This window comes from Agrobacterium sp. A3-95, assembly GCF_053521785.1.
Genome location: NZ_JBNWDR010000006.1, coordinates 281,427 through 294,339 on the forward strand (window position 1 = coordinate 281,427; position 12,913 = coordinate 294,339).

Sequence of the window (12,913 nt, forward strand, 5' to 3'; positions counted from 1 at the left end):
AGCAAATGAAAAGCCTCCTTGTTGCGGAGGCCGCGTTATGGTTTTAGACGCTGTGTTGCAAATCGTGCCATCGCCTTCAGATCGAGAGCTTTTGCGCCGCCACGCGCAGCCACCTGCAGGCCGGTCATCGTCATCTGAATGAACGCGGTAGTTTCTTCAGCGTCGAGAGCGGGATTGATTTCCCCCGAACGCTGGCCCTCCAACACTCTCTCCAATATGCGTCGACCTAACGCCGCACTGGCAGAGTTGCGGCGCGAATTAAGGTCCGGGTCTGTCACGCCAAACTCGCCGACTGATCCAACCCCCATGCATCCCAGCGCCCGCTCGCAATCGTCTTCCGACACAAGACCGGAAAGCAGGTCTTCGATGCCTTTTATAGGCGATGTCGGGCCGCTCAACCTCATGACATGCCCAGTGTTTGTCCGCTGCTGATAGGTATCCAGCGCTTCCAGATAAAGAGTACGTTTGTCGCCAAAGGCGCCGTAGAGGCTTTGTCTGCCGATGCCCATCGCCACACGCAGATCATCGGTAGAGGTCGCGGCAAATCCCTTTGCCCAGAACACCCTCAGGGCTTTCTCCAACGCTGCGTCGCGGTCAAATTCTCTCGGTCTTGCCATGCGGACGACGTACCAATTATTGATTGATCAGTCAATAATTAAATTCCCACCTTGCGGCGGAAATATTCCGGGGCAAGTGCAACATGTTCGGGCGTCGATGAGAGTGCGAGCTTCCTGACTGTGGCAAGCCCCGGCCGCCGGAGCGCGGTTTTCTGTCATATTCCGAATTTTGAACGGTCTATATGATCCCGGATTGACATCGAAGTTAATCGTGGATATTTTATATCCACGATTAGGAGATGCACCATGAAACTGAGCGAAGGCGTCGAGCAGGCCATTCACTGCACGGCATTCCTGGCGGGGCTGTCCGAAGACGGCGTCCTGTCGGCGGCAGCACTGGCAGAACTCCACGGCGTATCGACGAGCTACCTCCTCAAGCATCTGCAGGCGCTTTCCGGCGCCGGGATCGTCGCAACGACGCCGGGTCCGAAGGGTGGATATCGGCTGGCCAAGGCGCCAAAGGACATCACGATGCTCGACATCGTCCTCGCGGTCGAAGGACCAGCGCCCGCCTTCCGGTGCGCCGAGATCCGCCAGCGCGGGCCGAATCCACTTCCGGCGCGCTACTTCACTAAGCCCTGCCAAATCAACGCCGCGATGCTGAAAGCCGAGAAGGCCTATCGCGCAGAACTCGCCAAGGTGTCCGTCGCGGACCTTCTGGCGGACCTTGGTGCAGCCGACGACGGTGGTATCGCCGCCCGGGGATGCGCCTTCCTTGAACTCCACGAACGCAAGACGGGCAATCGCGCCTCGTCATAGGAGAAAGCACCATGACCAAGATGAAGAAGGTCGTCGTCATCGGCGGCACGGGCCTGATCGGCTCGAAGGCAGTGAAGCTGCTACAGGACGCCGGCCACGAAGCCGTCGTCGCAAGCTCCCGCAACGGGATTAATGCCTACACGGGCGAAGGACTGGCCGAGGCGCTTGCGGGCGCCGACGCCGTCATCGACGTGTCGAACATGATGTCTTTCGATAAGGCCGTCATAACCGACTTCTTCGACAAGTCGAGCCGAAACCTGACACGTGCCGAACAAGCCGCGGGCGTGCGCCATCACGTCGTCCTCTCGATCGTCAACGCGGACCGCCTCGCCGCGAACCCATACATGGCCGGCAAACTCGCCCAAGAAGACGCCGTCGCAGCATCGGGCCAGGCCTACACCATTGTGCGCGCGACACAGTTCCACGAATTCACGGAGACACTGGTGGGCGCCTACTCGGCCGACGGCGCGGTGAAAGTGCCGGATATCGACTTCCAGCCGATCGCGGCCGACGACGTCGCCGCTGCTTTGGTGGAAGCCGCGCTCGGGGAGCCGAAGAACGCATCCGTCGATCTTGCCGGGCCCGAACGGGCACCGTTCGAATCCTTCATCCGGACCTATCTCGATGCCAAGAGCGACGCTCGTCCGGTCAACGCCGACGCCGCCGTCGACTACTTCGGCGCTTCCGTTGTCGCCGGCTCGCTGGTTCCCGGCGGAGACTACATCAAGGGTGCGATCACGATCGCCGAGTGGCTCAGAACATAGGAGGGAAACAATCATGAAGACCATCCTCCATGCCGCTTCAGCCCTTGCGGTCTCTCTGGCCACAGCTTCCGCTCATGACGTCGCCAAGCCTGGACTTGCATATGATACGAAGGACGCGAAGGTGACGCTGGTTTACGAGCATCCCCTCCCGGACGTTCCCCGAAAGAGCGTGAAGGGCGTCCTCGTCGAGTACGGCCCCGGCGGCTACAGTTCCGCTCACACGCATGCAAAATCCGCCTTGATCTATGCGACGGTTCTCGAAGGCGCCATCCAAAGCGCCGTGAACGGTGGCGAGACGAAGACCTTCATCGCCGGGCAGAACTTCACCGAGCTGCCGGGCGACCGCCACGACGTCAGCGCCAACGCCAGCAAGACCGAGCCGGCGAAGCTGCTTGCCGTCTTCGTCGTCGATACCGATGACACCGCCCTGACGACACCGCGAAAGCCGTAGCGCTACCTACCAGACCTACCCCCTCACCTAGCACAAGCAACGACGGTTTCTCCGGCGAACGGAGAACCGTGTCCACGAGAAAGGAAAACAATATGTCCCGCATGAACTGGTCCGAAGTCGCCCCCGAGGGGGCCAAGGCGCTCTTCGGCGTCCATCACTACGTCACCAAGAAAACGAACTTGCCTGAGGAGCTGATTCATCTCGTCTTCCTGCGCGTGTCGCAGATCAACGGCTGCGCCCATTGCATCGACATGCATAGTCGCGATCTGCGCAAGACGATGTCCGTCGATAAGATCACGCTTGTTCCTGTCTGGGATGAGGTGCCTCACCTGTTTAGCGACCAAGAACGAGCAGCACTGGCCTGGGCTGAAGAAGTCACGAATGTCAGCCAGACCCACGCCTCGGACGAGGCCTATGCCGCCGCAGCCGCAGCTTTCGAACCGAAGGACCTCGTCGATCTGACGATCACGATCGCTGCGATGAACGCGTTCAATCGTCTCGGAGCGCCATTCCGGCTTCCGGTTGCAGCCAAGGCGTGATCGCGCTAACAGTGCAACCGCATAGGCACCTCCCTGCCGGGCCGTCGAGGTCCGACAGGGTGTTTCGACCTGCAGATGCGACCATCCCGGTCGCCATCTCCCAGACACGGAAGGCATTATCCGGATCGAACACTTCAGAGTGTTTATGAAGGTGAGCCGCTGTTCTACTCCTGCGTGAAACCGACTGACCACGATGTAGCAGGCCTTCGACTGCCCGAAGGCCTCGCCTGACAACACCGCAAATCACTCGTGTGCCGATATGCGCTCAGCCTCGACGATCACGTACTGACAAGCCCGTTAAATGCTCAGAAATCAGCCAGAGCCGTTCAGCAGCCCGTGGATCCATGGCCCAAGGCGCCACACCTCTGGTCCCATCCGTCTCCGCCTGCGGCAGGGCGACTTCGCAATCTTCGCAGTAGACGCCACCAATCCCGTTGAGTTCGGGTCGCGTTGCTGCCCAGACGCTTGTTGCTGCCCCTTGTTCCGGCGTCTTGAGATCGCGCGATGGATCGACTCGACGATTGCCATTCTCGTCGTAGACATCAAAAGAGTTGATCTCGTCTTCGGTAAGATGGCGGGCGAGATCGGTCAGGATGATGCCCGGGTGCAAGGAAAATGACCGTATGCCATGCCCTGCTCCAAGCCGATCAAGTTCAAGCGCAAACAGAGCATTTGCCGTCTTCGCCTGGCCATAGGCCTGCCACTTGTCATAAGGGCGAGCCTTGAAATCAATGTCGTCGAAATCGACTGGACCGATTTGATGGCCGCGCGATGACACAGAGACCACCCGCGCGTTGCCAGCCTTGACCAGCGCAGGCCACAGGCCTGCAACCAATCGGAAATGGCCGAGATGATTGGTGGCAAACTGGCTCTCGTGCCCAGCCTGATCCCGGGCAAGCGGCGTCGCCATGATGCCGGCGCTGTTGACCAGGATTGAGATGGGCATGCCCGCCGCAACGATCCTGTCAACAAAGGCGGCAACCGATGCGGGATCCGCAAGATCCATCGCTTCGATAACAACATTGTCGATACCGGCAAGTGTGCGTTCGGCCTTTTCGCGATTGCGAGCCGGTACGATGACACGAGCGCCGGCACCAGCGAGCGCCCGCGTCGTCTCGACGCCGAGACCGGAATAGCCGCCGGTGACAATCGCCGTCTTGCCGGAAAGGTCGATACCCTCGGTGACCTCGCGTGCCGTGCTGGATGCGCTGAAACGAGATCCAATAGGTTTCTGTTCGGACATGTTGTTACTCCTTCATTTGTGGCTCTGGTGTCCGTCCCCTATATCGGGTAGCTTCTCGGAGTCCCCAGCCTGCAGGATCCGGATTTCTGTCGTGATCGTCCAAAACATCCAGGATCCCCTGTCCGACGTGCTCAGCGCCATCGATGCGCGTGCGCTGTTCTCCGTGCGTTTTGCAGCCGGAGGCGCGTGGTCTGTTGCTTTTCCACCACCGGGCTACCTCAAGTTCAATGCAGTCCGTGAAGGCGTTGCCTGGCTGATCTCGGAGGGAGAGGCACCGTTGCGCATTGAAGCCGGCGATTGTCTTGTGGTCAGCGGCAAGGCGTTTACGCTTTGCAGCGATCCCAACGTGACGCCGATAGCAGCGGCAGAGGTATTCGCTGGGGGTAATCTCGATGTCTCAGTGGGCGATGGTCGGGATTTCGTGCTCCTAGGCGGCAGCGTCAACCTCGATACCGTCGATGGCTCACTCCTCACCGACGCCCTGCCGCCTGTTGTAGTGATTGACCACGAAGAGGCCGGACCGATTGGCTGGCTGCTCGAACAGTTGGACCTGGAGTGGAACAGCGCAGCACCGGGTGCTCGCGTCGCCTGCAACGACCTGCTGCGTCTGGTGTTTATCCATGTCCTGCGTGCCTATATGGCGCGCCAGACATCACAGCATCCCGGCTGGCTCGCCGGCCTTGCGGATGCTCGTCTGGCGCCGGCACTGCGGGCCATCCACGCCGATCCATCGCGCCGCTGGACGGTAGAAGCACTGGCGTCTCTTGCCGGCCAGTCCCGCTCCGGATTTGCCGAAAGATTTCGTGCCACCGTCGGAGCACCGCCGATCGACTATCTCGCGAACTGGAGGATGCGGCTTGCCGCCGCCCGGCTGCGGCGTGGCAACGAGCCACTGCCACGGATTGCACATTCGCTCGGCTATGGATCCGACAGCGCTTTTGCCGCCAGCTTCCGCCGCGCCATCGGCCAATCGCCGGCGCGTTACCGTTCCCTTTATCGCGACAAGATGCAGAGTGAGGTTGTCAAGTCGTGACTGCTGGTTTGCCACTAGCCGGTCTGGTGCGCAGGCAGATGCAGCGTTGCAGCAAGTCCTCATTGTTTGCGACCGCTTTCAATTTGGACATACTCCGCATCATACGCCTTGACAGGAATCAAACCCAGAACCGGCAAACCGAAGAACCTATCACGCTGATTCTACCGCAAAAACACTCTCTATGATCGTCAAAGCTATCGGTCGTTTAAAGAACCGCAGACGTGGAGAGCTTCCCATGAGGCTGCTTAAACGGATCGGCTTTCGTTTGGATCGAGCCATTCACGCTGCTCATTGTTAGTGCTTTGACGGCCAACTGTTCAACTTTTTACCCTTATTTATCCCAGGCCCGAGGACCGGCGGTGCTAGTCCTTTTTCCAGAGGCGCTGATGTGGATCGGCACCCAATTTGGAAAAGGAAAGCATCATGAAAAAGCATCTGCTCGCCACTGTCGCACTTCTCATGGCCATCTCTCCCGTTGCGGCTGAAGCCCGCTGCGTGCCGAACACCCCAGTCATCGCCGCGAAAGCCGTTCCCGTCATTCAGTACAAAAACACGACGATAGATGGCGTAAAAGTCTTTTATCGTGAAGCCGGCCCCAAAGACGCACCGGTGCTACTGCTTCTGCACGGATTTCCGACCTCGTCCCATATGTTCCGCAACCTCATTCCGCTGCTTGCAGACCGCTACCGCGTGATCGCGCCTGACTATCCCGGCTACGGTCAGAGTGATGCGCCCGACCACACCAAATTTTCCTACACATTCGAGAACCTGACCAACGTCGTCGACAAGCTGACGGAAAAAGTCGGCGCCGATCGCTACAGCATGTATGTGATGGATTACGGCGCACCGATCGGATACCGGCTCGCGCTCAAACATCCCGAGCGGGTTGAAACCCTGATCGTGCAGAATGGCAACGCCTATACCGAAGGCCTTGCCGCGTTCTGGGATCCGATCAAGGCCTATTGGGCCGAGAAGACGCCGGAACGCCGAGAAGCGCTCGCCGGTCTGGTTACGCTCGAAACCACGAAATTCCAGTATACCGACGGAATGGGCGATGTCTCACATATCAGCCCCGACAACTGGGTCGTCGATCAGGCCTTGCTCGACCGGCCGGGCAACAAGGACATCCAGCTGGATCTCCTGGGCGACTACGGCAGCAATGTACCGCTTTACCCGCAATTCCAGGCCTTCTTCCGCGACAACCAACCGCCAACGCTGATCGTCTGGGGCAAGAACGACAAGATCTTTCCGGAACCTGGCGCGCACCCCTATCTTCGCGATCTCCCGAATGCCGAGATGCACATTCTCGATAGCGGCCATTTCGCCCTCGAAGACAAGCTCGATGTGATGGCGCCGCTCATCCGGGATTTCCTCGACCGCAAGGTTTGCAACTGATCGATAGCCAATCCGTTCCGCGGGGCCAGCGGCCCCGCAACTTCCCCCATCAAAGGAAAAGATCATGACCAATCCCGTTTCGGGCACCCAGACAGCTGGTGCGCCGTCCCTCTCGATCGTCCTCGTGCACGGCGCATTTGTCGATGGCTCCGGATGGCAACAGGTCCATGGCGAACTTGTCGACCGCGGCTTTGAAGTGCTCGTCGCTCAACACCCGACGACCTCGCTTGAAGGCGACGTTGCCGTGACCGAGCGCCTGATTGCCGCAGCTCGCCACCCGGTTCTCCTGGTGGGCCACAGCTACGGTGGAGCCGTCATCACCGAGGCTGGCGTCAACCCGAAAGTCCAGGCTTTGGCCTACATCGCGGCTTTCGTGCCGGATGCGGGCGAATCCGTCGCCGCTCTGAACGAAGCTCAGGAAGAGCCCGGCGAAACGAAGGCACCGTTGCTGCCGCCGCAGGACGGCTACCTCTTTGTCGATCCTGCCAGCTTTCCGGAAGCATTTGCCGCCGATGTCGACATCACGACCACGCGCTTCATGGCGGCGGCGCAACTGCCCTGGGGCCTTGCAGCGGTCATAGCACCCCTTACCCACGCAGCTTGGAAGACCAAACCCAGCTTCTATCTCGTCGCTTCCGCCGACAGGATGGTGCCGCCTAGCGCGCAGCGCCGGATGGCCAAGCGTGCGAGTGCTGCGATCACCGAGATCAACAGCAGTCACGCCGCGATGCTGTCGCGCCCGCAGGACGTCGCGGCGTTCATCGCAGCCGCCGCCTTGGCCGCAACGCCGACCGAAGGTGCCGGACAATGACCCGGCCCGTCACCCATCACCGAACCACCAGCGTTGAAGGCGTGGAAATTTTCTACCGCGAGGCTGGGGAGAAAGGCGCCCCGGTCGTAGTGTTGCTGCACGGCTTTCCAAGCTCTTCGCACATGTACCGCAACCTCATCCCAGCGCTTGCCAACCACTATCATGTGATTGCGCCCGACCTTCCGGGGTTCGGTCTGTCGGCAATGCCGTCTTCCAGCGAGTTCGAATACAGCTTTGCCACTTTCTCGGATGTCATCGCCGGTCTCCTCGAACAGCTGGGCGCCGAACGCTACGCGCTCTATGTCATGGATTATGGCGCGCCAACCGGGTTTCGTCTGGCGCTCGCGCATCCGGATCGGGTGGCCGCCCTGATCGTCCAGAACGGCAACGCCTATGAAGACGGCATGGGGGATTTCTGGGGAGTGACGCGGGCTTACTGGGCCGACAACGGCCCGGTAAACCGCGACGCGCTGCGGCCTTTTTTATCGCTTGACGGCACACGTTTCCAATATCTCACTGGCACAAAAGATGAGACGCGGATCGATCCGGCGGCCTGGTTATACGATCAGCTCTTCCTCGACCGCCCGGGCAGCACGGACATCCAGCTGGACATCATCTACGACTATAGGACCAATGTCGGGCTCTACCCCGACTTCCACGCCTATTTCCGCGCCCATCAGCCGCCGGCCCTGATCCTGTGGGGCGAAAATGATCCCATCTTCCTGCCGGAAGGCGCACGCGCCTTCCTCCGCGACCTGCCCGAAGCCGAGCTTCATTTTTTTGATACCGGACATTTCGCCCTGGAGGACAAGGCGGACGAGATGATCCCGGTCATGCACGACTTCCTCGCCCGAAACCTGATCCGTTAATTGGAACCCAAGAAAAGGAAAATGACCATGTATAACAGCAAATCCAAGCCGAGCGTCCTTCCCACCGGCGGCGGCGCAGCCCTCATCGATCCCTCCGACGCGCTGATCCTGCTTCTCGATCATCAGTCGGGGCTGTTCCAGACGGTCAAGGACATATCCGTGTCTGATCTGCGCCGGAATGTGGAGATGATCGCCAGGCTAGCCACTCTCTTGAACATCCCGGTGATCACCACTGCTTCGGAACCTGCCGGCACCAATGGTCCACTGATGCCCGAGATCCATGAATTGGCGCCGCACGCCGACTATGTGCCGCGCAAGGGAGAAGTAAACGCCTGGGACAATGACGATTTCGTCGCAACGGTTCGCGCAACCGGCCGCAAAACTCTCATCATGGCAGGCGTCTGGACCAGTGTCTGTGTGATGTTTCCGGCGCTCGATGCCCGCACTGCTGGCTACGATGTCTATGCGGTGCTTGATGCCTCGGGGGATCCGAGCGAAATGGCCTCGCGGATTTCACTTGCCCGCTTCGTGCAGGGCGGCGTCAAGCCGACATCGACCAATGCATTGCTGTCTGAGCTTCACCGCACCTGGGCGCGTCCCGAGGCTGCCGAGCTTGGCAAGCTCTACGGACTTGCCGCACCGAACTATGCCGCCGTGGCCGAGAGCTATGCCCGCGCGCAGCAGGCCGCTAGAGAGGCAATCTAGTACTTTGTGCATCCGACGCCCTGCGAACAGAGCACACTTTAGGGAGATATGATATGAGTTACGGTTTCATGGATATCGCGATCACGCCTTCAGTTCGCAGGGCTCAAGCGGAAATGGGAGCGGATCATTTCTGGTCCGACTTCAAGGGACACCGCGAATTCGACCGGTTCACGGCACAGGAGACTGCATTCATCGCACAACGCGACAGCTTCTACATGGCCTCCGTTTCGGAAACAGGCTGGCCTTACGTTCAGCATAGAGGCGGACCTGCCGGCTTTCTCAAGGTCCTCGACGATCGCACCCTCGCCTTCGTCGATTACCGCGGCAATCGCCAATATATCACCACCGGCAATCTGACAGAAAACGACCGGACATGCCTGTTCCTGATCGACTACCCCGCGCGCACCCGGCTGAAGATCTATGCCCGTGCCGAGAAGCTGGCCCTTGACGCCGATCCGGTACTTACCGAGGCCATCACCGATGGTGCTTATGGAGCCAAGGCTGAACGCATTTTCAGGTTGAAGCTCGAGGCGTTCGACTGGAACTGTCCGCAGCATATCGTGCCGCGTTACACCGAAGCCGAATTTTTGGCCGCCTCGCGACATCTTCTGGACAAGGTCGCTCAGCTTGAGCAGGAAAATGCGTCACTGCGGGAGCGCCTCGACTTGCGACGAAAAGACTAAGCACAAACCCAGGGTGAGTGCAGCAAGGTCAACCAAAGTCCGTTGCATCGATGGCAAGCCGGGTCCGTTTGGTAGCAGCACCTGCACCCATGGCGCGGGCACGATCCAATGACGTCTGGAAATAGCGCATCGCCTTGTCGGGCCGACTGTTTCCGGCTGCGATCATTCCCGCAACGCGCCAAAGATCCGGATGCCACCAACGCTCTTCACGTATGCCAGTTTCTGCAAGCACGGTGCGCAGACTATCCTCCGCAAGCTGCAGTTCGCCTGCGGCAAGATATGCCTCCGCCAACAGGCTCCGGTAGAAGGGGACGCGAGCACGCCAGTTCCCCCGAAGCAATCCGTTGATACTGTCTTGCATCAGGGTAAAGCCTGCCTGCTCACCTCGAGAGGACTGGATAGCACCGGCGAAAAACTTGGCTGTCCCCTCGTAAATGCCGACGCTTTCTCGCCGGCTGACGTCGGCCAGTTGGTGCTGAAGCCGCGAAACAGTTTCGAGATCACCCTCCACGAAAGCGATCGGAAGGGCCGCAAGCGAAATTGCATTGCCCAAGGAGATCATGTGATCGAGATCGGCGGCACGATCGATCGCCTGACCGGCCAGCCGGGAGGCACGATCAGAATCACCCTGTAACCAATACAGAAATGCCTGAGAGAAACGAATACCGGCAGGCAAATCGACCTGGAACCTGGACAAGCCATGCCCTTCCTCCAGGTGACCCCAATCATCCATCAGCGCCTCCAGGTCGGCCGATGCCGAATTGAACTCGCCTGCATAGATCTTGATATGCGCTAAAAGTCGTTTGCCGTCGGGCGCCGTCGACCAGTCCAGAGCCTTTGCTGCCGCAAACTCGTTCATGCTGCGCAATGCCGTGCGGGGCCGGCCGGAATAGGCCAGAAAAACGGCCTGTCCGCACACCGATCGTATTTCAAATTCCGCGTCGCGCGACCCGTTCGCATGAAAGATGCTTTCGCGCCAAGCATCATCGGTTTGCGGGTGCATATGGCGCGCCAGTGTCATGGCCCAGGCCCGAGCCGTGGAGAGCTTGGCTCGGCCCAGTGGCGCGAGCCCCATGAGGGCAGCGCTGTTTGACCCGGCAAGGTCGATGGCCTCCAGCATTTCCCTAAACGCCGATAGTTCTTGCCACAGCGGCAAGGCAGCGACCACCAATTCGACACCCAAAGCCGCATCGCCTGCGGGATCAAACGCCCAACCGATGGCCGCGCGAACGTCGTCGATCTGCCTCCGATATTTGCCGAGCCATTCGCGAGATGTCTGCGACGACCAATCCCGTTCGGCAATCTGCAGCTTGTCCTTTGTTCGAACGGCAAAATGTCGTCTTGCCTTCTCTCTGTAGAGGGAACCTGAAAGACGCCGCGCGGCATAGGCACCCGTGCTTTCGGCAAGTCTGTAATGCACAGTCCCGCCGTCGTATTCCGCTGATACCAGCGACTTTGCCACGAGCTGCGACAGTGCGTCTCGCCCGGTCATCGGCTCCAGGGCGCCGGCGAAATACATCGCCTCCACGTCGTCGGAGTTGAAACGGCCGGAAAATACCGAAAGCAGACCGAGCAAGACCGCCTCACGGTCAGGAAGAAGCCGATAGCTCCAGTCGAGCGTCGCCTCCAAGGATTGGTGGCGCAAGGGTGCATCCCTTGCTCCCCGGTTCATCGTATCAAAGCCATCCCTGAAGAGGTCATCGAGCGCCGAGGGTGCAAGAACACTGGCCGTACCGGCGGCCAGTTCGATGGCGAGTGCCAAGCCGTCCAGCCGTGAGCAGATCGAAACAACACTGCGGACATATTCATCAGTAGGCTTTATATCGCCTAAACCGTACGCCTTTGAAATGAACAGCTGGATTGCCGGAAACTGTAGCGCGTCGCTGATGGACATTGTCGTCGTCTGGTGCGGATAAGCCAATCCTGAGAGAAAATGAATCTGCTCGTGCCGCGTCCGTAACGGCTCGCGGCTGGTCGCAATGATCCGCGCCGAAGGAACGTCCGCGGATATCCGCTCAACGATCGTCGCGGCCATCGCGACAACGTGCTCGCAATTGTCAATGATGAGAAGCAGCCGGTTGCTGCGAAGGACGTCGATCACGCCTGCGATGGGATCATCAAACCCAAGCGACACGCCGAGGGCAGACGCGATCGCCGGAACCACAAATCGCGGATCGCTCAGCGTCGAGAGATCCGCAAAGGCGATGGCTTCGTTTGCCCCGCAGGATTGCTCAGCAACCGTAACCGCAAGAGACGTTTTTCCCGCGCCGCCTGGCCCGACGATGGTGACGTAACCCGCTTGATCAAGCTTTTCCGAGATCTGCCGGGTCGCTTCATCGCGGCCGAGGAGCGGCCGAACCTGGGGTGCCGCGATATGACGGCTTGTGCTGGCAACCACTTGCCGGGCTGGCGCCGGGCGATCGCTTTCCAAGGCGGCGACGAACTTGTAACCTCGCCCAGCAATGGTTGCGATGTACTCCATGGTAGGATCAAGTTCGGCCAGCGAGCGTCGAAGGTTGCCGACATTGACCTTCAGGTTATGGTCGTGGACGATATAATCTGGCCATACATGCGCAAACAGATCGGCTTTGCTGACAACCTCGCCCGCCCGCGCCACGAGCAGGGTCAGAATGTCGAAACCTCGCCCACCGAGGCCGACGGGTTGCCCCTTGTACAGGAGGGATTGAGCTTCTGGCAGAAAACGGAAATCTCCAAACTGGAAAGCGGTCTGTTTCGACAATGTCTGTAACCCGAGATCGTGTGACACCCTGCTCTCACAATTTAAAAAATTTAACGATATACCGCCCTGGCCAGTTTTCAAGGCGTATGGAGACAGGTTGCACCGCAGGCTGGCTCAAGATGAAGGTTGCCAGGCCTCTTCGCAGATCTTCGATGGCGTTGGAAGATCGTCTAGCTCGCTTAAATCACTCAACGCCAAAGTCGGCGCAAATCCTCATCAACGGCATTTCTGGCCCAAACGGGCGTGCAGGATTCGCCGATGAAATTGTTCTATTTTTAATCCGACAGTTCCGTTATCTGCTTTC

General features: G+C 59.4%; 13 protein-coding genes. 10 read left to right on the top strand and 3 right to left on the bottom strand.

Annotation, left to right across the window (positions count from 1 at the left end; all coding sequences use genetic code 11):
- Positions 1-35: 35 nt before the first annotated feature.
- On the bottom strand, positions 36-617 hold the full coding sequence (locus ACQZ5Y_RS17555; protein WP_111790968.1) for a TetR/AcrR family transcriptional regulator: 582 nt from the start codon (positions 615-617) through the stop codon (positions 36-38).
- Positions 618-863: 246 nt separating this feature from the next.
- Here ACQZ5Y_RS17555 and ACQZ5Y_RS17560 point away from each other — a divergent pair, with 246 nt between their 5' ends.
- The 4 genes from ACQZ5Y_RS17560 to ACQZ5Y_RS17575 all read left to right on the top strand — a co-directional run bounded on the left by ACQZ5Y_RS17560 (position 864) and on the right by ACQZ5Y_RS17575 (position 3,130).
- Complete coding sequence (locus tag ACQZ5Y_RS17560) at positions 864-1,376, top strand: RrF2 family transcriptional regulator (RefSeq protein ID WP_019565668.1); 513 nt, start codon at positions 864-866, stop codon at positions 1,374-1,376.
- A gap of 11 nt (positions 1,377-1,387) precedes the next feature.
- Entirely contained in the window at positions 1,388-2,140 is a 753-nt protein-coding gene (locus ACQZ5Y_RS17565) for an SDR family oxidoreductase (protein WP_111799498.1), read from the top strand.
- Positions 2,141-2,153: 13 nt separating this feature from the next.
- Positions 2,154-2,591, top strand: a complete 438-nt coding sequence (locus ACQZ5Y_RS17570; RefSeq protein WP_111799497.1) for a cupin domain-containing protein — start codon at positions 2,154-2,156, stop codon at positions 2,589-2,591.
- A 92-nt stretch (positions 2,592-2,683) separates the two neighbouring features.
- Positions 2,684-3,130: a carboxymuconolactone decarboxylase family protein gene (locus ACQZ5Y_RS17575; protein WP_003517456.1), complete on the top strand. Its 447-nt coding sequence runs from the start codon at positions 2,684-2,686 to the stop codon at positions 3,128-3,130.
- Positions 3,131-3,395: 265 nt separating this feature from the next.
- Here the strand turns inward: ACQZ5Y_RS17575 and ACQZ5Y_RS17580 are convergent, their stop codons facing one another.
- A complete protein-coding gene (locus tag ACQZ5Y_RS17580; protein WP_174051361.1) occupies positions 3,396-4,373 on the bottom strand; it encodes an oxidoreductase in 978 nt (325 codons plus the stop codon).
- 91 nt (positions 4,374-4,464) lie between these two features.
- Here ACQZ5Y_RS17580 and ACQZ5Y_RS17585 point away from each other — a divergent pair, with 91 nt between their 5' ends.
- From ACQZ5Y_RS17585 to ACQZ5Y_RS17610, 6 genes are all read left to right on the top strand, one after another.
- Positions 4,465-5,406 carry a cupin domain-containing protein gene (locus tag ACQZ5Y_RS17585; RefSeq protein WP_174051359.1) on the top strand — a complete coding sequence of 314 codons (942 nt, stop codon included), beginning with the start codon at positions 4,465-4,467 and terminating at the stop codon, positions 5,404-5,406.
- A gap of 423 nt (positions 5,407-5,829) precedes the next feature.
- Complete coding sequence (locus ACQZ5Y_RS17590; RefSeq protein WP_111799494.1) at positions 5,830-6,801, top strand: alpha/beta fold hydrolase; 972 nt, start codon at positions 5,830-5,832, stop codon at positions 6,799-6,801.
- A 64-nt stretch (positions 6,802-6,865) separates the two neighbouring features.
- A complete protein-coding gene (locus ACQZ5Y_RS17595) occupies positions 6,866-7,612 on the top strand; it encodes an alpha/beta hydrolase (RefSeq protein ID WP_174051357.1) in 747 nt (248 codons plus the stop codon).
- Positions 7,609-8,481 (top strand): alpha/beta fold hydrolase, encoded by an 873-nt coding sequence (locus ACQZ5Y_RS17600; protein WP_174051355.1) that lies wholly within the window; start codon positions 7,609-7,611, stop codon positions 8,479-8,481. The genes ACQZ5Y_RS17595 and ACQZ5Y_RS17600 overlap by 4 nt, the downstream gene beginning before the upstream one ends.
- Positions 8,482-8,508: 27 nt before the next feature.
- Entirely contained in the window at positions 8,509-9,186 is a 678-nt protein-coding gene (locus ACQZ5Y_RS17605; protein ID WP_111799491.1) for an isochorismatase family protein, read from the top strand.
- 53 nt (positions 9,187-9,239) lie between these two features.
- Positions 9,240-9,869, top strand: a complete 630-nt coding sequence (locus tag ACQZ5Y_RS17610) for a pyridoxamine 5'-phosphate oxidase family protein (protein ID WP_111790975.1) — start codon at positions 9,240-9,242, stop codon at positions 9,867-9,869.
- A gap of 28 nt (positions 9,870-9,897) precedes the next feature.
- On the opposite strand, the gene ACQZ5Y_RS17615 is transcribed toward ACQZ5Y_RS17610, so the two are convergent.
- Positions 9,898-12,636 (bottom strand): ATP-binding protein, encoded by a 2,739-nt coding sequence (locus ACQZ5Y_RS17615; RefSeq protein WP_111790976.1) that lies wholly within the window; start codon positions 12,634-12,636, stop codon positions 9,898-9,900.
- Positions 12,637-12,913 lie beyond the last annotated feature (277 nt).

What these genes read in the sequence shown, in the direction of transcription:
- ACQZ5Y_RS17555 (WP_111790968.1), bottom strand. Translation starts at nt 617, where the DNA reads ATGGCAAGACCGAGAGAATTTGACCGCGACGCAGCGTTGGAGAAAGCC.
- ACQZ5Y_RS17560 (WP_019565668.1), top strand. Translation starts at nt 864, where the DNA reads ATGAAACTGAGCGAAGGCGTCGAGCAGGCCATTCACTGCACGGCATTC.
- ACQZ5Y_RS17565 (WP_111799498.1), top strand. Translation starts at nt 1,388, where the DNA reads ATGACCAAGATGAAGAAGGTCGTCGTCATCGGCGGCACGGGCCTGATC.
- ACQZ5Y_RS17570 (WP_111799497.1), top strand. Translation starts at nt 2,154, where the DNA reads ATGAAGACCATCCTCCATGCCGCTTCAGCCCTTGCGGTCTCTCTGGCC.
- ACQZ5Y_RS17575 (WP_003517456.1), top strand. Translation starts at nt 2,684, where the DNA reads ATGTCCCGCATGAACTGGTCCGAAGTCGCCCCCGAGGGGGCCAAGGCG.
- ACQZ5Y_RS17580 (WP_174051361.1), bottom strand. Translation starts at nt 4,373, where the DNA reads ATGTCCGAACAGAAACCTATTGGATCTCGTTTCAGCGCATCCAGCACG.
- ACQZ5Y_RS17590 (WP_111799494.1), top strand. Translation starts at nt 5,830, where the DNA reads ATGAAAAAGCATCTGCTCGCCACTGTCGCACTTCTCATGGCCATCTCT.
- ACQZ5Y_RS17595 (WP_174051357.1), top strand. Translation starts at nt 6,866, where the DNA reads ATGACCAATCCCGTTTCGGGCACCCAGACAGCTGGTGCGCCGTCCCTC.
- ACQZ5Y_RS17600 (WP_174051355.1), top strand. Translation starts at nt 7,609, where the DNA reads ATGACCCGGCCCGTCACCCATCACCGAACCACCAGCGTTGAAGGCGTG.
- ACQZ5Y_RS17605 (WP_111799491.1), top strand. Translation starts at nt 8,509, where the DNA reads ATGTATAACAGCAAATCCAAGCCGAGCGTCCTTCCCACCGGCGGCGGC.
- ACQZ5Y_RS17610 (WP_111790975.1), top strand. Translation starts at nt 9,240, where the DNA reads ATGAGTTACGGTTTCATGGATATCGCGATCACGCCTTCAGTTCGCAGG.